We start from the raw sequence: 21,473 nt of genomic DNA, 5'->3' as shown, positions 1-21,473 counted from the left end.
TCAAAACCGGACAACCAGTGTTCCCTAAACTCTCGTTCAGAGGACCAGTGTCCGTCTATGTGGGCGACCGGGTCAGTCAAGCGCCTCAGCAGCGCCGCCCTGTCCGGTGAAAAGCCCTCTAGGCGGGGCAGCCGGAACCGTCAAACGCTTTTTGCAATTTTGTTTCACATTTTTTTGGCGGTTCCGGTCTAAACCCCAAAACACGGGCATTTCGCCACGGGATACAGGATGACTATGGGGTTACAGCAGGCCGATGCCGCCGACGCAGGGTTTGGCGCACGGGTGAAGAAAGCGATATTCTGGCGCTCGGGCAGCCAGATCATCTCGCAGATTCTGAGCTGGGTGGTGACGCTGGCGGTGATCCGCCTGCTCGACCCCAAAGATTATGGCCTGTTCGCCATGACCCAGGTGATCCTGAACTTCGCCACCTTCCTCAATGGCTATGGCCTGGTCGCCGCACTGGTCCAGTCGGAGGATCTCGAATCCCACCGGCTGCGTCAGGCCTTCACCATCATGCTGCTGCTGAACGGCAGCCTGGCGCTGCTGCAACTGGCGATCGCGCCGCTGGCCGCCGACTATTATGACCAGCCGATGGTGGCGCAGCTGCTGCGGGTGCAGGCGCTGCTCTACCTCTCCACCCCCTTCATCGCGATTCCCGAGGCGATCACCGCCCGTGCCCTGGATTTCCGGCGCCCCGCTTTCATCAACCTGATCGCCGCGATCGCGTCGGCCGCGATGGCGCTGGTCGGTGCCCTGTCGGGCTGGGGCGTATGGACCCTGGTGTTCGCGCCGATGACCGGATTCTGGGTGAAGGCGCTGGGCTATATGCTGGTCACCGGCTTTCGCCCGATTCCGAGTTTCGATTTCAGCGGCACGCGGGCGATGATCCTCTATGGCGCGTCGCTGCTGGGCAGCCAGCTCTTCTGGATCATCCAGAGCCAGAGCGATATCTTCATCGGCGGCCGCGTCCTTACGCCACATCAGCTGGGCCTCTATGCCGAGGCGCTGTTCCTGACGCAGATCTTCGTCAGCAAGTTCATCCCGCCGCTGAACGAGGTCGCTTTCCCTGCCTATGCCCGCATGCAGAAGGATGTGTCGCGGGTGGCCTGGTCCTTCTGCAAGGCGGTGCGGCTGCTGATGCTGATCTCCTGCCCCATCTATCTGGGCATGGCCGTCACCGCAGAACCGCTGGTCGAGACATTGTTCGGCCAGAAATGGCTGGAGATGGCGCCGTTCGTAGCGATCCTGGCGCTCGCCATGCCGTTCATGACGCTGCAGGTGATGTTTGCGCCCGTCAGCAATGCGCTGGGCCGGCCCGGCACCACCGCCCGAATCGCCGCGATCGGGGCGATATTGATGGCCGGCGCCTTCCTGATCGGTATCCAGTGGGGGGCGATCGGCCTGGCCTGGGCGTGGCTGGGCGCCTTCCCGATCCTGACCATCGTCACCGCCCGGCTCGCCGGCGGGCCAATGGGGCTGCGCGCGATCGATCTGATCCGTGCCGCCGCGCCGGGGCTGGGCTGTGCCATATTGATGGCCGGGGTCGTGCTGATGATCGACCGCCTGCTGCCGCCGCTCGCCGCGCCGATCCGGCTGGCGATCCTGGTGCCGACTGGCGGCATCGCCTTCCTGGCGGCGCTGATGCTATGCGCGCGCGGCACGCTGATGGAACTGGTGCGCCTGATCGTGCGCCGCGCGCCGCCGGTGCAGGCGCCCGCCTGACGGATCGGCGAGCGCCCACTATTCATCAAAGCGGTTCGTCAGGCGGTCTGGATATAGTCGCGCAGCGCGGCAGCTTCCGATTCGATATTGTCGATGCGGAACTTCACCAGATCGCCGATCGAGACCAAGCCGATCAGGTCGTTGCCCTTCACCACCGGTAGATGGCGGATGCGCCGCTTGGTCATCAGCGACAAAGCGTGGATCACCGGCATCTGGTCGTCGATGGTGATCGCGGGCCGGGTCATCACATCGGCGACCGTGTGGTTCAGGGCCTCTGCCCCTTGCTGGGCCAGACGATAGACGACATCGCGTTCGGAAAAGATGCCGACCACCTGACCGCCATCGACCACCGGCACGCAGCCGATCCGCCGATCCGCCAGCAAGGTCACCACCGACAACACGCTGTCGGTCGACTGGACCTGGACGACGTCGCGCCCCTTGCCCTGCAAGATTGCCGCGATGGTCATGGCCGCTCTCCTTTTGTGGACTTACTGTCTCTGCGCTTGATGATCCCACTTTCGCGGCGCAAAGAAAAGGGAGGAGAGCAAGAGAATGACAGAGAAAAAGGGCCTGGACGATCCCCGGATCGCGGCAATCGCCTGGTCGCGATTCCGCCGGATCATGCTCTGGATGGCGCTGATCGGCGCATTATGCGTCGGCGCGGCCCTGCTGTTCCTGCGGCTATGGACCGGGCCGATGCCGGTTCACATGATCATCGCCACCATATTGGGCGTCTGGTTGACCTTCATGCTGGGAACGGGCTTGATGGCGCTCGTCTTCCTCTCCGCCGGGACGGGGCATGACGACCAGGTAATGGACCGGCTGAAGGACGAGGTGCCGCTTGACGATTGATCCCCATCGCGAAGTGATATTGCGGGTCGTGCCGCACCCGGCCGACATCAACAGCAATGGCCATATCTTCGGCGGCTGGGTGCTGAGCCAGATGGATATTGCCGGCGGCATCGTCGCGGGCCGAATCGCCCAGGGCGCGGTGGCGACGGTCGCGATCGAGAGCATGAAGTTCATCTCGCCAATCCTGATGGGCGACCTGGTGTCGGTCTATGCCCAGGAAGAGAAGCGCGGCCGCACATCGGTCGCGATCCGTATCGACGTGGTGGCGACTCGCGGTGGCGGCGCGGAAACGGTGGCGCTGACCAGCGGCGTCTTCACCTTCGTCGCACTGGATGAGACCCACCGGCCCCGCCCCATTCCCGGCGACTGAAGCTCAGCGCAGCTTCTGGTCGTAGCTATAGCTGACCTGCCCGTTGGCGGGGATGATGGCGCGCCAGACCCAGCTATTGCCGCGGCGCTCCATCTGCGTCGGACGCGGCGCGATGTCGTGGGGAATGAGGATTTCCGCCGTCGCATCAAACGGCCGCGCATTGGTGAGGGTCAGCGTCCAGCGCCGCGCCTTGGCCGACTGGCTGCCGATGACCGCCATGATGCGCACATCGGCGCTTTGGGCGATGTCATAGTCGACCCGCTCGCCTTCCGCCTTGTCGCCAATGTCGGTTTCGCCCGCGAGCAGGCGCTGGCCATCGGCGGCTTCGAACAGGGCGACCCGGCCCGAAGGCATGGCGAGTCCCAGCCCGTCGGCCTTGCGATTCTGGAGCCGCAGGCGGAGCGTCATCGGGCGTGAGCGGCCATTGCCGTCGCCATAATCAATCGTCGCGGCATAGAGGCGTTCGACCAGCACATCGGGCTTGCGCAGCAGCGCAACCTGCTTCTGCCCCTTGGCTGCAACGTCGACGGTCACCGGGACGCGATAAAGTTTGAGATCGCCGACATCCTCCGGTGGCGGCGGGGGTGGCGGCGGCGGAGGGGGTGGCGGCGCGGCCACCATCGGCGCGGGAACGCGACGCGCGGTCAGCACGATCTCCTGCGCCGAATCCATCATCGCCTCGGCCTGCGGCATGTCGATCGGGAACAGTTCCCACTGCGGATGGGTACTGGTGATGTCCATCGGCCAGCAGCGCAGCGACAGTGGGCCGCCGGTCGGGCGCGGTTGCGTCTTGCGCCCCTGCTTGTTGGGCTGGCCGGCGATGACGCTGAGCCGGGCGTCGGCAAAGCCGGTGACGCCGCCATTGGCCACGGTCAGCCAGGCCATGAGATCGAGATGGCGGCCGTCATCCTGCATGTCGGCGACATAATTGGCGGCCCAGTCGAATCCCTCGGCCAGATAGGTGAGTTGCAGCGTCACGCGGGTCGGCCGGGCGCTGGTGGCGATCACCGATAGCGTCGGCCGTGGCGACAGGTCGGTCGGCACGCGCGGATAGAGCATGCGTTCGGGCAGGCCGCTGCACCCCAGTGCCTCATAGCCCTGCGCCGTCTGGACGATGACGCCGCCCATCGGCCCGGCGCTGATGATCGCATCCTGTTCACTGACCTTTCCGGTCTTGCGATCGGTGCGGTGCAGGGTGACGCTGCGCTTGAGATAGGCGTCGACCAGACCGGCCGGCGAGAGCAGCCGGGCATCGCGATTCTTCTCCCGCACGCCCTGCGGCATGCCGGAGAGGATCGCGGTTTCGGGCATCAGCCCCTCTGCCACGCCCTCGAACCGCACCACCGAGTCGCCCTTCGGCAGGTTGATGATGCGAGTCTCGTTGATCAGCGCATAGCCGCCGGGCCATTTGGGATCGATCGCCCCCCTGACACGATCGGGCTGGCGATAGACGGTGACCGAGACCGAATCGGCCTTGGCCGAAACCACCGTCCCCGCCCGCGCTGGCGCGATGCCGAGGCAGAGCATAAGAAGGACAAGGACGCGCAGCAGCACGGCGCCGGCCCGGTCAGTAGCGCGAATCGAAGGTGACGCTGAGATCGACCGAGCCATTGGCCGGCACCGGCACGCTCCATTCCATCCGGTCGGCGGAGACGCGCTTGCCTTCGAGGCTTTGTGCAGTGACGCGGGTGTCGCCCCACATCCCCTGCTGGGCCAGGTCGACCGTCACCGCTTCGGGCCGGGCGTTGGTGAGCGTGTAGCGCATCCGCGTTTCCCAGCGCTGGCCGCCCTTTTTCGTGCGCTGCTCGACGGTCGGGCGCACCTTGACGTCGAATGCCTCGCCGGTGCGCAGCGCCATCGACGATCCCATCGGCGTATGGTCGATGCTGTTCTCACCGATGAACTGCGGATCACCGCGCGCGTCGCGCATATAGACGCGGATCGTGCCGGCGGGCAGCTGATCGCCAAGGCCGCCCTGTTTCGAGGTCGAGAATTTGAGCACGCTCGATGCGCTCATCGGTTCGGTCGAACTGCCCATCCAGGGATTGAGATATTCATAGGTGGCCCGCGCCGGCGCGCCCTTCACATCGAGGAAGCTGACCTGCTTCTGCTGGGCATTGGCGATGGTCGTGCGATCGGCCAGCGGATAGAGATAATAGTCGCCCAGCCGCTCGCGCGGGCCGCTTTCGGTGCCGGCCTGGTCGATCGCGCCGCTAGACGACTGCCGCCAGTTATGCCGCCCGCCGCCACTGGCCGGATTGCCGGCGACCAGGATCGTCTTCGCATTGGTGAAGCTCGTGCCGGTATTGTTGGTGAGCGTGACCCAGCCCTGCATGTCCATCGCGCCCTTGGTCGCGTCGAACAGCGCGACATAATCGGCCGTCCAGCCAAGATTGGGCGTCAGATAGGATAACCGGGCCGGCACGGTGCCGCCGCGCGCGGCCTCGATCGTCACCGACAGGGTCGGGCGGGCGCGTAGATTGGGCGGCACCCGGTCGAAGATCACCCGCACCGGCAGACCATCGTCGCGCAGCACCTCGATCCGCGAACCGATCTGCATGACGATGCCGCCATTGGCCGCCAATATCTTGGCACGCTCGCGCGTCTCGGCGCCGGTCGCGGGGTTGGTGCGGACCAGGGTCACTTCCTGCCCCACCGCCTTGTCCATCAGCTTGTCGGGCGAGAGCAGGTCGAAATCGAAATTCTGTTCGACGATCGAGAAGCCGGGGCCGGAGAGATTGACCGTTTCGGGCCGGATGCGAGCGGAAACGTCGGGAAATTCGATGCGGTTGCGGCCGGCATTGACGCTCAACTGCCGGTCATCCTGCACCAGCGACGGACCGCCATTATAGATGGTGACGGCGACATCGCCCTGCGCGGTGGCGCCGGTGGGATCGACAGCAGCGGTCTGGGCAAAGGCGGCGGCCGGCAGCAGCAGCGCCAGACCGGTCAACAGGCGGACAGTCGTCATCAGGTCTGCACTCCCAAGACCTTGAAGAGAGCCTGATTCACGTCATCGGTGAAAGCGCAAAGCGCTTCCGCCTCAAACGATCAGGCTCTCATGCGACGATCTTCTGCCCCAAGCGGCTATATTTGCAAATAAAAAGGGCGGCGCCGGGATGGCACCGCCCTTTTTGTTTTTGGGGTTGCTCGAAAGCCGCGCTTATTCGGCGGCTTCGGTCGCCGGACGAGCGCGACGGGTGCGCTTGCGGGGGGCTTCCTCCGTCACGTCCGTGTCGCTGTCATTATCGGCGCGGGCGATCGAGGGCGGCAGGATGCTGACATCCAGGCCTTCATTCGCTTCGGTCGGCGCGGCATCGGCCTTGCGCGGGCGACCGCGACGCGGCTTGGGCGCTTCGGCGGCCGGTTCGGCTGCGAGTTCTGCGGGCTGTTCGGCTGCCACCGGCTGCTGCTCGGCGCCTTCCTCGGCCACCGGGCGGTCACGGCGATTGCGATCGCGACGGTTGCGGTCGCCCCGGTCGCCCCGATCATTGCGGTCACCGCGATCCTGACGCTCGCCGCGCGGTTCGCGACGGTCATAATCGCGCTCGGCGCGCTCGGGCTGTTCGGTGCGGCCCTCTTCGGCGCCGTCCTCATTGCCCTCGAACTCTTCGCTCTCATCGTCGAAATTCTCGTCATTCCGGCGGAAGCGCTGCTGCTGCTCCTCCTGGCGCGAACGATTGTCGGCCAGCACGCGGAAATAATGATCGGCGAACTGCAGATAATATTCGGCGTTCACACGGTCGCCGGCCATCTGGGCATCGCGCGCCATATTCTTGTATTTCTCAAGAAGCTGGGCCGCATTGCCGCGGGCGCGGTTGTCGATACGGTTGCCGTTGTCGCCACCACCCCGGTTACCGCCATTGGGACGACCGTTGTTGTTATTATTCCGGCCGCGATTGCGGCGACCGGCCTGCCGGTTGTTGATCAAGACATGATCCTTGCGTTCGCTATGATAATATTCACTGAAAACACTGTTCAGCTGCTATCCCCAAGCACCGCCCCTTCCGTGGGGCCGGATGTGGCTCCGCCGGACATGATCCGAACCGGACCACGCCCTCAGCCACCAGAGGCGCTTGCGCAGCAGCGCCATCTTGACTTTCAGGAGCAGGAAAATGCCTTATCCATCAATGGCCTGATAAGGCCATGTCGCCGGAATAGCGGTTTTCCTGATCCCGATGTAATGGCATTCACGCGATAAACCAAGCAATTTTCGCTGTGGTGGCGTGAAATCCCGCCTTCTTATTCGCCCGGCGTGGCGACGAGGCAGCGATCATGCCCCGCAAGGTCGCGGCGCAGCGAGACGCCCAGCCCCTGTGCCAGCAGCAGTGCCGACACGCTTTCCCCCTGATCATAGCCGATCTCGATCGCGGCCATGCCGCCCGGCGCGATCAGTGCGGGCAGTTGCGGCACGATGCGGCGATAATCGTCCAGCCCGTCGGCGCCGGCGAACAGGGCGCTGGCCGGGTCGTGCAGCACATCGCCGGCGAGCGGCGCGTCGGTCGCGATATAGGGTGGGTTGATCAGCAGCAGGTCGAACGGTCCGGTCACGCCAGCCGCCCAATCGCCAAGCTGGAAGCGCGCGCGCGTCCCCATGCCCAGCCGATCGGCATTGCCCTGCGCCACCGCCAGCGCGGCGGCCGAGGCGTCGATGCCCAGCCCCGTCGCATCGGGCCACTGGTCGAGCGCGGCGAGCAGCAGCGCGCCCGATCCGGTGCCCAGATCCAATATGGTCGTGGGCGACCGGTCACGGAAATGATCGACCGCCGCCTCGATCAGCGTCTCGCTGTCCGGGCGCGGGATCAATACGTCGGGGGTGACGGTCAGGCTGATCGTCCAGAAATCGCGGCTGCCTAGGATATGGGCGATCGGTGCGCCGGCCAGCCGCTGCTGCAGATGGACAGCGAAAGTGACAGGGACAGACAGGTCGCGCTGGCGCAGCAACAGGTCGTTGCGGCCGATGCCCAGCGCATGGGCCATCAGCAGTTCGGCGTCGAGCCGCGGGGTGTCGCTGATCGCGGCTAAGCTGACAGTGGCGTCGCGCAGCGCATCGGCGACGCTCACGCCACCCCGTCCAGCTGGGCGAGGCGCGCGGCCTCATCCTCGGCCACCAACGCGTCAATCACTTCGGCAAGGCCCGGCCCTTCCAGGATTTCGGGCAGGCGGTGCAGGGTCAGGTTGATGCGGTGGTCGGTCACCCGCCCCTGCGGGAAATTATAGGTGCGAATGCGCTCCGACCGGTCGCCCGATCCGACCATCGCCTTGCGCGCGCCGGCCTGTTCGCTCTGGGTGCGCTCCCGCTCCGCTTCATAGATGCGGGCGCGCAGCACCTGCATCGCCTTGGCCTTGTTCTTGTGCTGCGAGCGCTCATCCTGCTGCGTCACGACGATGCCGGTCGGCAAATGGGTGATGCGCACGGCGGAATCGGTGGTGTTGACGTGCTGGCCACCGGCCCCAGAGGCGCGGTAGATGTCGATCTTCAGATCGCTATCGGCGATTTGGACATCGACCTCCTCCGGCTCGGGCAGAATCGCGACGGTCGCCGCGGACGTGTGGATGCGGCCGCCGCTTTCGGTGACCGGCACGCGCTGGACGCGATGCACGCCGCTCTCGAACTTCAGCTTGGCGAATACGCCGGTGCCATTGATGCTGGCCACCACTTCCTTGAAGCCGCCCTGTTCCGAGGCGTTGGCGGAGATCATCTCCATCTTCCAGCCCTGGGTATCGGCATAGCGCTGATACATGCGGAAGAGGTCGCCGGCGAAGAGTGCGGCTTCGTCCCCGCCGGTGCCGGCGCGGATTTCCAGCATCGCCGGGCGGGCATCGGCCGAATCCTTGGGCAGCAACTGTAGCGCCAGCGCGCGCTCTGCATCGGGCAACTGCCCCTTGAGCAGTTGCATTTCCTCCTGCGCCATTTCGCGCATCAGCGGATCGGCGTCGCTGTCCTCGCCGCCGGCCATCTGTTCGAGCGCGCGCAGCTCCTGACGCAGCCGGCGCACTTCATGCGCGGCCCGCGCCACCGGCTCGATCTCGGCATATTCCTTGGACAGTTTCACGAACGCATCGGGCGCAAGGTCGGCGCGCGTCATCGACGCCTGCACCTCGTCCCGGCGCGCCTCGATCTGCGCGATGCGTTCGGCGGAGATGTGCATCAGAGCGCCGTCACCGTGCCGATCAGCGCATCCAGTGCGACCGCCTGCTGCTCGCCCGTGCCCAGATTGCGGACCGCCGCCTCGCCCCGTGTCAGTTCGTCGTCGCCCAGGATGATCGCCCAGGCGGCACCCGACGCGTTGGCGCGCTGCATCCGCTTCTTCATATTGCCGCGATAGCCCATGTCGCAGGCGATGCCGGCGCGGCGCAGATCCGCGATGATGCCGGTCGCCTTCGCCTCGGCCGCCTCGCCCATCGGGATCAGCACGATCTGCGGCTTGTCGATCGCCGGCTGGTCGATCAGCATCGCCAGCCGCTCGATCCCCGCTGCCCAGCCGACCGCCGGGGTCGACGGACCGCCCAGATTTTCGATCAGGCCGTCATAGCGGCCGCCGCCCAGCACCGTGCCCTGTGCGCCGAGGCGATCGGTGATGAACTCGAACGCGGTGTGGCGATAATAATCGAGGCCGCGCACCAGCCGCGAATTACGCTCCCATGCGACACCGGCGGCGTCGAGGCCGCTCGTCACCTTGTCGAAGAAGCTGCGCGCTTCGTCGGTCAGATAGGCGTCGATGTCCGGCGCGCTGTCGGCGATCGGGCGGTCGCGCGGATCCTTGGAATCGAGAATGCGCAGCGGATTCTTCGCCAGCCGGTCGATGCTTTCTTCCGACAGCTCGCCCCGATGCGCCTCGAAATGGGCGATCAGCGCGGCGCGCCAGGCTTCACGGCTTTCCGCGTCGCCCAGCGTGTTGAGGTTCAGGGTCACGCCTTCCGACACGCCCAGTTCACGCAGCAGCTGGTCGGCCAGCACCAGCAGCTCGACATCGGCTGCCGGCTCGCCCGCGCCCAGGATTTCGGCGTCGAGCTGGTGAAACTGGCGGAAGCGGCCCTTTTGCGGGCGCTCATAGCGGAACAGCGGGCCGTGGGTCGCGACCTTCAGCGGCGCATATTGCTGCCAACCCTCGGTAATATAGGCGCGCGAAATGCCGGCGGTGAATTCGGGGCGCAGGGTGATGCTGTCACCGCCGCGATCCTCGAACGTGTACATTTCCTTCGACACGACGTCAGTGCTTTCGCCCAGCGAACGGGCGAACACCGCGGTCGATTCAAAGACGGGCACTTCAACCCGCTGGAATCCATAGAGTTTGCGCACCCGGTCAAAGGTGGCGACGACATGGGCGAAGCGTTCCTGGAACGCCTCCGCCGTGCCGCCCAACATGTCCTGCGTTCCGCGCACCGGGCGCGGCGTTTCGATCTTCGCCATGGGGCAGCGCCTTTAACGATAATCGCGGCCCAAGGAAACGCGCTTTTTATGGCGGCATAAGGGGTGGACGCGGGCGATTCGCCCCGCCATGCTTGGGACAGACGGGCCGTCCGGCCCCCGTTCCTTTTCTGGAGACCGTCATGATCCGCAGCCTTGCTGCCGCCCTTTGCCTTTCGACCGCGATTGCCAGCCCGTTGCTGGCGCAGGATGTCATCCGTTCCAAGCCGACCGCCCTGCCCGTCGACAGCGCCAAGCCGATGCCCAAGGATGTCCCCTATCCGGGCGGCACGATCCGCCTTGACGTCGACGCCACCGACACGGTGCAGCGCATCTTCCGCGTGAAGGAAACCATTCCCGTCGCGGCGAGCGGCCCGATGACCCTGCTGATGCCCGAATGGCTGCCCGGCAACCATGCCCCGCGCGGCCCGATCGAGAAGCTGACCGGCCTGACCTTCACCGCCGACGGCAAGCCGATCAGCTGGAAGCGCAATCCGCTCAACGTCTATGCGTTCGAGATCGACGTGCCGGCCGGCACCAAGCAGGTCGTGGCGCAGTTCCAGTTCCTGTCGGCGACCGCGACCAACCAGGGCCGCGTCGTCGTGACGCCCAAGATGCAGAATATCCAGTGGGAAGATGTCTCGCTCTACCCGGCCGGCTATTATACCCGTCAGATCCCGGTGCAGGCCAATGTCACCTATCCCGCCGGCTGGCAGGCGGCGACCGCGCTGCGCGGCAAGCGCAGCGGCGACACCATCGCCTATGACGTGATCGACTATGAGGCGCTGCAGGACTCGCCGGTCTTTGCCGGCACCCATTTCAAGGCGGTGGACCTGGGCCATAACGTCACGCTGAACATCGTTGCCGACGATGCCGACGAGCTGGTGTTCAACACCGACCAGATCGCCAAGCACAAGAAGCTGGTGGCCGAAGCCGGCGCCGCGTTCGGCACCTATCATTTCGACCATTATGATTTCCTGCTGTCGATCACCGACGAAATGGGCGGCATTGGCCTGGAGCATCATCGCTCGTCCGAGAATCAGGTCGAGCCGGGCTATTTCAAGAAGTGGGATTCGGGCGAGGCGCTGCTCGACCGCAACCTGCTGCCGCATGAATTCACCCATAGCTGGGACGGCAAGTTCCGCCGCCCCGACCTGCTGTGGACGCCCAATTTCGACGTGCCGATGCAGGACAGCCTGCTGTGGGTCTATGAAGGCCAGACCCAGTTCTGGGGCTATGTGCTGGGCGCCCGTTCGGGCATGTTCTCCAAGCAGGAGACACTGGACGCCTATGCCCAGATCGCAGCGAAACTGGACACCACGCGCGGCCGCGAATGGCGCCCGATGGTGGACACGACCAATGATCCGATCATCTCCGCCCGCCGTCCCAAGGGCTGGGCCAACTGGCAGCGGTCGGAGGATTATTATAATGAAGGCCTGATGATCTGGCTGGAGGTCGATGGCATCCTGCGCCAGCAGACCAAGGGCGCCAAGGGCATCGACGATTTCGCAAAGGCCTTTTTCGGCATCAAGCCGGGCGACTGGGGCCAGGTCGTCTATAATCGCCAGGACGTGATCGACACGCTGAACGGCGTCGCCCCCTATGACTGGGCCAGCCTGTTCCACAAATATGTCGACAGCCCCACCACGGAAACGCCCAAGGGCGGCTTTACCCTTGGCGGCTACAAGCTGGTCTATACCGATACGCCCAATGCCATCACCAAGGCGGCCGAAGGTGCGCAGAAGACGGTCGACCAGAGCTTTGGCGTGGGTCTGACGGTCAAGAATGACGGCGATATCGCGGCGGTGATCTGGAACAGCGCAGCATTCAAGGCCGGCCTTGCGGTAGGATCGAAGATTATTGCGGTGAACGGCAATGAATATTCGAGCGACGCATTCAAGACGGCGCTGACCGAGGCTAAGGACGCGAAGAAGCCGATCCAGCTTATCCTAAAGCAGGACAAATATTATCGTACCCTGACCCTCGCTTATTCGGATGGCCTGCGCTATCCGCACCTCGAAAAGACCGGCACCGGCGAAGGCAGCCTCGACAAGCTGCTGCAGCCGCGCACCTGAAGATTTCCAAGCAACCGCATATAAAAGGCGAAGATGCATGAATATTGACCTGATCCCCGTCGGCGAAGATCCGCCAAACAGCCTGAACGTCATCATCGAGGTGCCGGTTGGCGGCGAACCCGTGAAGTACGAGTTCGACAAGGCCTCGGGCGCGCTGTTCGTCGATCGCATCCTGCACACGCCGATGCGCTATCCGGCGAATTACGGCTTCGTGCCGCACACCCTGTCGCCCGATGGCGATCCGCTCGACGCGCTGGTCATCGCCCGCTCGCCGTTCGTGCCCGGCTCGGTCGTGCGCGCACGCCCGATCGCCGTGCTGAACCTGGAAGACGAAGCCGGCGGCGACGAGAAGCTGGTCTGCGTGCCGGACAACAAGACCTTCCCCTATTATAACAATGTCGGCGAGAAGGACGATCTGCCCACCATCGTGATGGAGCAGATCGAGCATTTCTTCACCCACTATAAGGATCTGGAAAAGACCAAGTGGGTGCGCATCGGCACCTGGGGTGGCGCGGAAGACGCCAAGCGGATCACGCTGGAAGCGATCGAACGCTATCAGGCCGAGAAGAAGAAGGGCTGAGCCCTTCTCGGTATGGCCATAAGAAAAGGGCCGCGCGGTGATGATCCGCGCGGCCCTTTTTCTATGGGTCAGATTTAAAGATTAGAGCCTGATTCACGCCATCGGTGAAAACGCGAAGCGCTTCCACCTCAGACGATCAGGCTCTAGATTAATCGGTCGGCCTCCAGGGCGAGGGCCAGCGGATCGCGGCCGCGTGGGGTGCGGGCATGGAGCCGGGCATCGGCCTCCACCAGCCGCGCGACGCCCATGTCGAGCTGTGCTTGCGGCAGGGTGAAGGGTAGGCGCAGGAACCGCTCGAACGCGCCATTGACGCCGAAGCGCGGCCCCGCCGCAATGCGCACGCCATGATTGCCGGCCAATGCGGCGAGCGCGCTCGCCTCCGCGCGGGGCAGTTCGGCCCAGAGCGACAGGCCACCGGCCGGCGATTCCACCCGCCAGTGCGGCAGCTGTTGTTCCAGCTGCGCCAGCAGATGGTCGCGCCGATCGCGCAGCATCGCCGCGCGCGGGCCCAGCCCTTCGTCCGCGTCCATCAGCTGGGCGACGGCGAGCTGCTCGACCACGGGGCTGGCCATGTCCATCGTCGTGCGTATGCGGCCGAGCGCGGCCACGGTCTGCGGATCGGCGCGGATCCAGCCGACGCGCAGGCCACCCCAGAAAATCTTGCTGGCCGATCCCAAGGTGATGACGTGGCGGCCGGATGGGTCATGGCAGGCGACCGGCGGCGGCGGCGATCCGTCGAGCCCCATCGCCACCATCGTCTCGTCGATCACCAGCGGCGTGTGGGTGCGCATCGCCACCGAAACCAGCGCGCGACGGGTCGCCGGGTCCATGCTGCGGCCGGTGGGATTGTGGAAATCGGCGATGATATAGGCGAAGCGCGGCGCGGTCTGGCGGAAGGCCGCGTCCATCGCATCGATGTCCCAGCCATGGACCGGCAGGCCGACCGGCACCGGCACGACATTGGCCCGCTGCAACGCCTGGATCGCATTATGATAGGTGGGATGATCGATCACCGCCCGGTCGCCCGGCCCCGCCAGCCATTGCAGCAGCAGCGAGAAACCCTGCTGCGCGCCATTGGTGATCATGATCTGGTCGGGATCGGTCGGGCAGCCGCGCCGCTCATAATGGGCGGCGATCGCCCGGCGCAGCACCGGCAGGCCGAGCGGATCATAGCCCAGATCGCCCAGATAGGCCGGCAACGCCTCGACCGCATGGGCATAGGCGAGGCCCACGCCGGGCGCGGCCGGCAGCGCGGCATGGGTCCAGTTGAGCAGATTGTCGCCGGTCACGCCGTCGATGTCGGGCGTCGGGGTCTCGACCCGGCCGGGCGGCAGGCGGGTGACGCTGCCCGACCCCTGCCGGCTTTCCAGATAGCCCTCGTCGCGCAGCCGGTCGAAGGCGGCGGCGATGGTGGTGCGGCTGAGCCCCAGCGCAGCGGCCAGTTCCCGTTCGCCCGGCAACCGGACATTGAGGCCGATCCGTCCGTCCAGCACCAGCATCCGCAGCGCCTGCGCCAATTGGCGATAGGCTGGCTCGGCACTGTCCTGCGCGCGCCAGGCGCCCAGCAACCGCAGCAGCGAGGGAGGCCGAAGGAAGGAAGTGGACATGGCGATCAATCCAATCAGAGAGATTTGAAGGCCACTTACGCGCCATTGGTCCTTTTGTAAAAGGCCAATTTGGCTAGGTCTGATGCCCATGATGATGACCCGCCGCCTCTTCCAGCTCTTCTGGGGCCTTGTGCTCTACGGCTTTGCCATGGCGCTGATGCTGCGCGCCAATCTGGGGCTCGATCCCTGGGATGTGCTGCATCAGGGACTGGCGCCCAAGCTCGGCCTCAGCTTCGGCATGACGGTCAACCTGGTCGGCGCGGTCGTGCTGCTGCTCTGGTGGCCATTGCGGCAGCGGCCGGGGATCGGCACGGTCTGCAACATTTTGGTGATCGGCACGGCGGTGGACATCAGCCTCCATTATCTGCCGACGCCGGACGGCTATGCGATGCGCGCCGCCTGGCTGGGCGCGGGCATCCTGCTCAATGGCATTGCCGGTGGCGCCTATATCGGCGCCGGGCTGGGGCCGGGTCCGCGCGATGGATTGATGACGGGCCTGTGCCGCCGCAATGGCTGGCCGGTCAAATGGGTGCGCACCGGCATCGAGATCGCGGTGCTGGCGACCGGCTGGATGATGGGCGGCACGGTCGGCATCGGCACCATCGTCTATGCCGCGACGATCGGCTGGATCGTCCACCATGCCCTGCCCTTCTTCACGATCACGCCGCCCGAGCGCCCGGCGATCGCGGCATAAGTTGCCCCCTGACCGGCCGACAGAAACCCGTCGGCCGGTCCTTTTCCCGTTGAAAATGCGTCGCACCTTCCTTGACCGGACCGGCCTTGACCGGACCGGGCAGTCGGGCATGATCCCGCCTCCGCCATTCCCGACGATCAAGGAGTCCCCGCCGATGCGCGCCTTCCTCGCCGCTGCCCTTACCCTGCCCTTCGCCGTTGCCGCCTCCGCCGCCCCACCGGAACAGGCACTCGCCCCCCTCGCCTTCGAGCAGATCGCACCCGCCGGCACCAAGATGCCGCGGTTCAAGGTGGATGCCGCCTGGCCGGCCATGCCCGATGACCTGCTGCTGGGCCAGGTCAGCGGCGTTGCGGTCGGTCCGGACGATTCGGTCTGGGTGGTGCATCGCCCGCACAGCCTGACCGCGACCGACACGGGCCTCGCCGAATCGCCCGCCACCGCCGTCTGCTGCAAGCCGGCCCCGCCGGTGGTGCGCTTCGCCCAGGATGGCCGCTATCTGGGCGGATGGGGCGGCACCGACAGTGCCCCCACGGTCGATGGCGTCAACCAGTGGCCTGCCAGCCTGCACGGCATCTTCGTCGACAAGGCCGGCAGCGTCTGGTTCGGCGGCAATGGCAAGGGCGACCATGTCGTCATGAACTATACGCCGGAGGGCAAATATATCCGCAGCTTCGGCCGACGCGACAAGACCGGCGGCAATGATGCGACCGACCAACTCGGCAACCCGTCCGACGTCAATCACAGCGACGGCATGGTGCTGATATCCGACGGCTATGTGAACCGCCGGGTGATCGGCTTCGACGACCGGACCAACAGCTACAAGGGCCGCTGGGGCGCCTATGGCAAGCCGCCGAGCGGACCGGTGCTGCAGGGCACATTCGACCAGAGCCATGCCGTCGATCCTAGCCGGGTCGCCGATCCCAAGTCCGCCATCTTCAACAGCATCGTCCATTGCGTGGTGCCAACGAAGGACGGCCACCTCTATGTCTGCGACCGCAACAACAACCGCGCGCAATTGTTCAAGCGCGAAAAGGATGGCGGCCTGACCTTCGTGCGCGACCTGGCGATCGCGCCGGAAACCGGCGGCACCCACACGGTCACCGACATCGCCTTCTCGCCCGATCCGGAACAGACCTATCTCTATGTCGCCGACATGATGAACGGCCGCATCTGGGTTCTGGAGCGCAAGACCCACGCCGTGCTTGGCGCCTTTGGCCGGATCGGGCGACAGGCGGGGCAATTCACCTGGCTGCACAGCATTGATACCGACAGCGCCGGCAATATCTATGCGACCGAGGTGAATACCGGCCGCCGCGTGCAGAAGCTGGTCTTCACCGGCATCGAGTGAAGGGAATCCTCCTCACGTGGCGACCGAACTCTACGACCTGACCGTCCCCGCCTTCCTGCGTGGCCTGCGCGTCCTCTCCACCCTGCTGGACAAGGGCGCCGCCTTTGCCGCCGAACAGGGGATCGATCCCGCCACGCTGACCGACGCCCGCCTGATCGAGGATATGCGCCCGCTGACCGCGCAGGTGCAGCTTGCCACCGACAGCGCCAAGGGCGCGGTCATCCGCATCGGGGAACTGGAACCCTTTCCCCTGCCCGACACGGAGGAGACGTTCGCCGACCTGCAGGATCGCATCGCCCGCACCATCGCCTTCCTGGAATCGGTGCCGCGCGACCGGATCGACGGGCGCGAGGAGGCGACCGTCATCCTCAAGACTTCGCGCGGCGAATTTTCCTCCACCGGGCGCAGCCATGTGCTGACCTTTTCGCTGCCCAATTTCTATTTCCATCTGACGACCGCCTATGCCCTGCTGCGCCAGGCCGGCGTGCCGCTGGGCAAGCTGGATTATCTGGGCGGGCTGTAATCAGCCGGCCACCAGCCGGACATAGGCGCTGGAGACCCAGCCGCTGGTGCAGGGGCCGGCATAGGCCTGTTTGCGGTCGACCGGTTCGCGCACGCCGCAATCGGTCGGTGCCGCGCCTTCGGTCACTGGCGGCGGGATCACCACGCCCAGCCATTTCTGGTCGATGCTGCGGGTGCAGACATGCACCCGTGCGCCTTCGGCGAGCTGGGCCAGCGCCTTCGCCTCGGCAAAGGGGGCGGACCGGACGCTCAATCCCTGCGGCCCGACACGGGTCGCCTGCCCCATCGCGCCGCAGGCGTCGAGCCGGGGGCCATCCTCGCCGATCGTCACCGGCCGGGCCAGGGTCGCCTCGATCCGGGTTTCGGGCATCGCCTCGCGCGGGGCGCCGGCCAGCGAGCTGTTGGGCAATTCGTCGGCCACTTCACTGCTGCGCGAGCAGGCGGAAAGCAGCATCAGGGCAAGGATCGGGACAACACGCATGAGCGCCTGATAAACCGCCCCAAAGCCGGGTGGAAGACGCCATGTTTCGCTTTAGTTTCGAGGCGCCATTCCCTATATGCTGGGTATGAGCGACGAACAGCAGAACAGCCCCAACAGCAATGAATATGGCGCCGACAGCATCAAGGTGCTGAAAGGCCTCGACGCCGTGCGCAAGCGGCCCGGCATGTATATCGGCGACACCGACGACGGGTCGGGCCTGCACCATATGGTGTTCGAGGTCAGCGACAATGCGATCGACGAGGCGCTGGCCGGTCATTGCGACCGGATCGTCATCACGCTCAACCCCGACAACAGCGTCAGCGTCGAGGATAATGGCCGCGGCATCCCGACCGGCATCCACAAGGAAGAAGGCGTGTCGGCGGCCGAGGTCATCATGACCCAGCTGCACGCGGGCGGCAAGTTCGAGAACACGTCGGACGACAATGCCTATAAGGTATCGGGCGGCCTGCACGGCGTGGGCGTATCGGTGGTGAACGCCCTGTCCGAATGGCTGGACCTCAACATCTGGCGTGACGGCAAGGAACATTGGATGCGCTTCGCCTATGGCGATGCCACCGCGCCGCTCAAGGTGATCGGCGATGCGCCCGAGGGGAAGAAGGGCACGCGCGTGACCTTCCTTGCCTCGACCGAGAAGGTGCCGGGCGATGGCGGCACGTTCAAGAACCAGACCGAATATGATTTCGACAAGCTGGAGCATCGCTATCGCGAGCTGGCTTTCCTCAACAGCGGCGTGCGCCTGTTCCTGGTCGATGCGCGCCATGAGGAAAAGAAGGAAGTCGAGCTTTATTATGAGGGCGGCATCGCGGCCTTCGTCAAATATCTCGACCGCAACAAGAATGCGCTGATGCCCGATCCGATCGCGATCGCCGGCACCCGCGACGACGTGACCATCGACGTCGCGCTGGAGTGGAACGATTCCTATTATGAGAACGTCCTCTGCTTCACCAACAACATCCCGCAGCGCGATGGCGGCACGCACTTGGCCGCCTTCCGCGCGGCACTGACCCGGACCCTCAACAGCTATGCCGAAAAGACCGGCCTGCTGAAGAAGGAGAAGGTGAGCCTCACCGGTGAGGATATGCGCGAAGGCCTGACCGCGATCGTCTCGGTCAAGCTGCCCGATCCCAAATTCAGCTCGCAGACCAAGGACAAGCTGGTCAGCTCCGAAGTGCGCCAGCCGCTCGAAAGCCTGATGGCCGACAAGATGGCCGAATGGCTGGAAGAAAATCCCGGCCATGGCAAGATGATCGTCCAAAAGGTGATCGACGCCGCCGCCGCCCGTGAAGCGGCCAAGCGCGCGCGCGAACTGACCCGCCGCAAGGGCGCGATGGACATCGCCTCGCTGCCCGGCAAGCTGGCCGACTGTCAGGAGCGCGACCCCGCCAAGTCCGAACTCTTCCTGGTCGAGGGTGACTCGGCCGGTGGTTCGGCCAAGCAGGGCCGCAACCGCCACAATCAGGCGATCCTGCCGCTGAAGGGCAAGATCCTGAACGTCGAGCGCGCGCGGTTTGACAAGATGCTCTCGTCCAAGGAAGTCGGCACGCTGATCCAGGCGATGGGCACCGGCATTCGCGACGATTTCAACCTGGACAAGCTGCGCTACCACAAGATCGTCATCATGACCGACGCCGACGTCGACGGCGCGCATATCCGCACGCTGCTGCTGACCTTCTTCTATCGCCAGATGCCGCAGATCATCGAGGCGGGCCATCTCTTCATCGCCCAGCCGCCGCTCTACAAGGCGAGCCGGGGCCGGTCCGAAGTCTATCTGAAGGACGAAGCCGCGCTGGAGCAATATCTGGTCGACAATGGCGTTGACACGATGGCGCTGGAAACCACCGGCGGCGCCCGCACCGGCGACGATCTGCGCAGCCTGATCGACCATGCCCGCCGCATGCGCGCGGTGATGCGCTATGTGCCGCGTCGCTACGACCCGGCGATCATCGAGGCGCTGGGCCTGACCGGCGCGCTCGATCCCGAACTGTCCGAAGCACAGCTGGCAGAGCGGCTGGCCACGGCGGTCGCCTGGATCGCCTCGCATGATCCCGAGGGCAAGTGGACCGGCCGCATCGCCGAAGGCGGCGGCTTCCATTTCGAACGGCTGTGGCGCGGCGTGACCGACCATCATGTCATCGAACATGGCTTCCTGGGCTCGGCCGAAGCGCGCAAGCTGCACGGCACCGCCAGCGAAGAAGCCGAAAGCTATCAGAAGGGCAGCCGCCTGGTCTCGGCCAAGGCCGTCGCCGCGCAGGATGACCTGGGCGAGGACGAACTGCCCGCGGTGTCGGCCAAGGGCGTCAACATCTCGCGCCCCAGCGAATTGCTGGAAGCGATCCTGTCGGCCGGCCGCAAGGGCCTGTCGATCCAGCGCTACAAGGGTCTGGGCGAAATGAACGCGGAACAGCTGTGGGAAACCACGCTGGACCCGGACAATCGCTCGATGCTGCGCGTCGAGGTGGAACAGGCCGACGTCGCCGACGAAATCTTCACCAAGCTGATGGGCGACGTGGTCGAACCGCGCCGCGAATTCATCCAGGACAATGCGCTGAACGTCGCCAACCTGGACGTCTGATAAGGATGACGATGCCCGCCCGCACCCCCACCCGGCCACCCAATCAGGATAATCTCTTGGGCGGCCGGGTGGGGGCGCGGGCCGGTGCGGCGCCGTGCGCCGTCAGGCGCACCCAAAACCTATGACCGATCTGCCACGCTGCAGCTGGGTGGGACCGGACCCGCTCTACCGGGATTATCACGACGCGGAATGGGGCGTGCCACAGCATGATTCGCGCATGCTGTGGGAAATGCTGATGCTGGAGGGGTTCCAGGCCGGGCTCAGCTGGATCACCATATTGCGCAAGCGCGAGGGGTTTCGCGCCGCCTTTGCAGGCTTCGATCCGGACAAGGTCGGCGCCTTCGGTCCCGACGATGTCGAACGGCTGATGGCCGATCCCGGCATCGTCCGCGCCCGCGCCAAGATCGAGGCGACGATCAAGGGCGCGCAAATCTATCGCGCGATGCGCGACGCCGGCGAGGATTTCGCTGCCTATGTCTGGTCCTTCGCGCCCGACGGGCCGATCATCGGCGACGGCCAGAGCTTCCCGACCCGGACGCCGCTGTCGGAGGCGATCTCCAAGGATCTCAAGAAGCGCGGCTTCAAATTCGTCGGGCCGACCATCGTCTATGCCTGGATGCAGGCGATTGGCATGGTCGACGATCATGCGGCCCATTGTTTCCGGCGGACCGGCCCGTGAAGATGACGGCGATGTTGACAGGGCTGCTGGCCCTCACCGCCTGCTCGGGTGATCCGGTGCCGCCGAACAGGGTCGACAATCGCGCCGACAATGCGATCGCCAACGCGGCCCCTGCCCTCAATCAGGCGATCGTCGCCAATGAGAGCGCCACGCCCGAACCGGCCCCTGCCCCGGCTGCGCAACCGGCGCCCGCCGCTGTTTCCCGTGAAACACCGCCTCCCCCTCCTCCCCCTGAGGAGTATCGCGCGATCGGTACCGAGCCTTTCTGGGCGGTGATCGTCACCGGATCGGTCGCGACCTTGCAGCGGCCCGATCATCGTCCGCTGCGCTATCCCGTCACCCGCACCGATGATCCCCGTGCCATCCGCTTCATGGGCGATGGCTTTGCCATGACCGTCACCGAAGGGCCGTGCAACGACGGGATGAGCGACGCCATCTGGTCCGACCGGGTGCAGCTTTCCTTCGGCGAAGGCGTGCTGAAGGGCTGCGGCGGCATCAAGGACGGCGGCGAATAGGCGGGATCGCCGCCATCGCTCGTC

20 protein-coding genes are annotated in these 21,473 nt (G+C 65.4%); 11 read left to right on the top strand and 9 right to left on the bottom strand.

Features of this window, described 5'->3' with window-relative positions:
• Window positions 1-234 precede the first annotated feature (234 nt).
• A complete protein-coding gene (locus A0U87_RS16740) occupies window positions 235-1,722 on the top strand; it encodes a lipopolysaccharide biosynthesis protein (protein WP_048938055.1) in 1,488 nt (495 codons plus the stop codon).
• Window positions 1,723-1,760: 38 nt separating this feature from the next.
• On the opposite strand, the gene A0U87_RS16735 is transcribed toward A0U87_RS16740, so the two are convergent.
• The gene (locus A0U87_RS16735; RefSeq protein WP_048938054.1) at window positions 1,761-2,189 is read right to left on the bottom strand and encodes a CBS domain-containing protein; all 429 of its coding nucleotides are present in this window, start codon (window positions 2,187-2,189) and stop codon (window positions 1,761-1,763) included.
• A gap of 85 nt (window positions 2,190-2,274) precedes the next feature.
• Here A0U87_RS16735 and A0U87_RS16730 point away from each other — a divergent pair, with 85 nt between their 5' ends.
• Window positions 2,275-2,574 carry a hypothetical protein gene (locus A0U87_RS16730; RefSeq protein WP_004209126.1) on the top strand — a complete coding sequence of 100 codons (300 nt, stop codon included), beginning with the start codon at window positions 2,275-2,277 and terminating at the stop codon, window positions 2,572-2,574.
• Entirely contained in the window at window positions 2,564-2,944 is a 381-nt protein-coding gene (locus tag A0U87_RS16725; RefSeq protein WP_048938053.1) for an acyl-CoA thioesterase, read from the top strand. Before A0U87_RS16730 ends, A0U87_RS16725 begins: the two co-directional genes overlap by 11 nt.
• A 3-nt stretch (window positions 2,945-2,947) precedes the next feature.
• On the opposite strand, the gene A0U87_RS16720 is transcribed toward A0U87_RS16725, so the two are convergent.
• The 6 genes from A0U87_RS16720 to hisS form a co-directional block, all read right to left on the bottom strand.
• On the bottom strand, window positions 2,948-4,498 hold the full coding sequence (locus A0U87_RS16720) for a hypothetical protein (protein WP_080993605.1): 1,551 nt from the start codon (window positions 4,496-4,498) through the stop codon (window positions 2,948-2,950).
• Between the two features lie 13 nt (window positions 4,499-4,511).
• The gene (locus A0U87_RS16715) at window positions 4,512-5,915 is read right to left on the bottom strand and encodes a DUF4139 domain-containing protein (RefSeq protein WP_137405743.1); all 1,404 of its coding nucleotides are present in this window, start codon (window positions 5,913-5,915) and stop codon (window positions 4,512-4,514) included.
• Window positions 5,916-6,107: 192 nt separating this feature from the next.
• Window positions 6,108-6,875, bottom strand: a complete 768-nt coding sequence (locus A0U87_RS16710; protein WP_010335730.1) for a DUF4167 domain-containing protein — start codon at window positions 6,873-6,875, stop codon at window positions 6,108-6,110.
• Window positions 6,876-7,186: 311 nt separating this feature from the next.
• A complete protein-coding gene (gene prmC, locus A0U87_RS16705) occupies window positions 7,187-8,008 on the bottom strand; it encodes a peptide chain release factor N(5)-glutamine methyltransferase (RefSeq protein WP_048938051.1) in 822 nt (273 codons plus the stop codon).
• Entirely contained in the window at window positions 8,005-9,099 is a 1,095-nt protein-coding gene (prfA, locus tag A0U87_RS16700; RefSeq protein ID WP_169863384.1) for a peptide chain release factor 1, read from the bottom strand. The genes prmC and prfA overlap by 4 nt, the downstream gene beginning before the upstream one ends.
• Window positions 9,096-10,358 carry a histidine--tRNA ligase gene (gene hisS / locus A0U87_RS16695; protein ID WP_007703898.1) on the bottom strand — a complete coding sequence of 421 codons (1,263 nt, stop codon included), beginning with the start codon at window positions 10,356-10,358 and terminating at the stop codon, window positions 9,096-9,098. Before hisS ends, prfA begins: the two co-directional genes overlap by 4 nt.
• A 140-nt stretch (window positions 10,359-10,498) precedes the next feature.
• Between hisS and A0U87_RS16690 the strand changes: the two genes are divergently transcribed.
• Both A0U87_RS16690 and ppa read left to right on the top strand, forming a co-directional pair.
• On the top strand, window positions 10,499-12,430 hold the full coding sequence (locus A0U87_RS16690; protein ID WP_048938050.1) for a M61 family metallopeptidase: 1,932 nt from the start codon (window positions 10,499-10,501) through the stop codon (window positions 12,428-12,430).
• Between the two features lie 37 nt (window positions 12,431-12,467).
• A complete protein-coding gene (ppa, locus tag A0U87_RS16685; RefSeq protein WP_004209136.1) occupies window positions 12,468-13,010 on the top strand; it encodes an inorganic diphosphatase in 543 nt (180 codons plus the stop codon).
• A 143-nt stretch (window positions 13,011-13,153) separates the two neighbouring features.
• Here the strand turns inward: ppa and A0U87_RS16680 are convergent, their stop codons facing one another.
• The gene (locus tag A0U87_RS16680; protein ID WP_048938065.1) at window positions 13,154-14,617 is read right to left on the bottom strand and encodes a PLP-dependent aminotransferase family protein; all 1,464 of its coding nucleotides are present in this window, start codon (window positions 14,615-14,617) and stop codon (window positions 13,154-13,156) included.
• An 88-nt stretch (window positions 14,618-14,705) separates the two neighbouring features.
• On the opposite strand from A0U87_RS16680, the gene A0U87_RS16675 reads away from it, so the two are divergent.
• From A0U87_RS16675 to A0U87_RS16665, 3 genes are all read left to right on the top strand, one after another.
• Window positions 14,706-15,311, top strand: coding sequence for a membrane protein (locus A0U87_RS16675; RefSeq protein ID WP_048938064.1), 606 nt, complete (start codon window positions 14,706-14,708; stop codon window positions 15,309-15,311).
• Between the two features lie 154 nt (window positions 15,312-15,465).
• Window positions 15,466-16,659, top strand: a complete 1,194-nt coding sequence (locus A0U87_RS16670) for a hypothetical protein (RefSeq protein ID WP_122928845.1) — start codon at window positions 15,466-15,468, stop codon at window positions 16,657-16,659.
• Between the two features lie 16 nt (window positions 16,660-16,675).
• Complete coding sequence (locus A0U87_RS16665) at window positions 16,676-17,182, top strand: DUF1993 domain-containing protein (protein WP_048938049.1); 507 nt, start codon at window positions 16,676-16,678, stop codon at window positions 17,180-17,182.
• Here A0U87_RS16665 and A0U87_RS16660 read toward each other — a convergent pair whose 3' ends face one another.
• Window positions 17,183-17,662 (bottom strand): hypothetical protein, encoded by a 480-nt coding sequence (locus A0U87_RS16660; protein ID WP_048938048.1) that lies wholly within the window; start codon window positions 17,660-17,662, stop codon window positions 17,183-17,185.
• Between the two features lie 85 nt (window positions 17,663-17,747).
• Between A0U87_RS16660 and gyrB the strand changes: the two genes are divergently transcribed.
• The 3 genes from gyrB (at window position 17,748) to A0U87_RS16645 (ending at window position 21,449) form a co-directional block, all read left to right on the top strand.
• Complete coding sequence (gyrB, locus tag A0U87_RS16655) at window positions 17,748-20,255, top strand: DNA topoisomerase (ATP-hydrolyzing) subunit B (protein WP_048938047.1); 2,508 nt, start codon at window positions 17,748-17,750, stop codon at window positions 20,253-20,255.
• 121 nt (window positions 20,256-20,376) lie between these two features.
• Entirely contained in the window at window positions 20,377-20,934 is a 558-nt protein-coding gene (locus A0U87_RS16650; RefSeq protein ID WP_048938046.1) for a DNA-3-methyladenine glycosylase I, read from the top strand.
• Between the two features lie 11 nt (window positions 20,935-20,945).
• A complete protein-coding gene (locus A0U87_RS16645) occupies window positions 20,946-21,449 on the top strand; it encodes a membrane-like protein (protein ID WP_234415701.1) in 504 nt (167 codons plus the stop codon).
• Window positions 21,450-21,473: the final 24 nt, after the last annotated feature.

Source organism: Sphingobium sp. MP9-4 (assembly GCF_005281675.1).
Classification (GTDB): domain Bacteria; phylum Pseudomonadota; class Alphaproteobacteria; order Sphingomonadales; family Sphingomonadaceae; genus Sphingobium; species Sphingobium yanoikuyae.
This window is presented reverse-complemented; position numbering and strand designations above follow the sequence as displayed.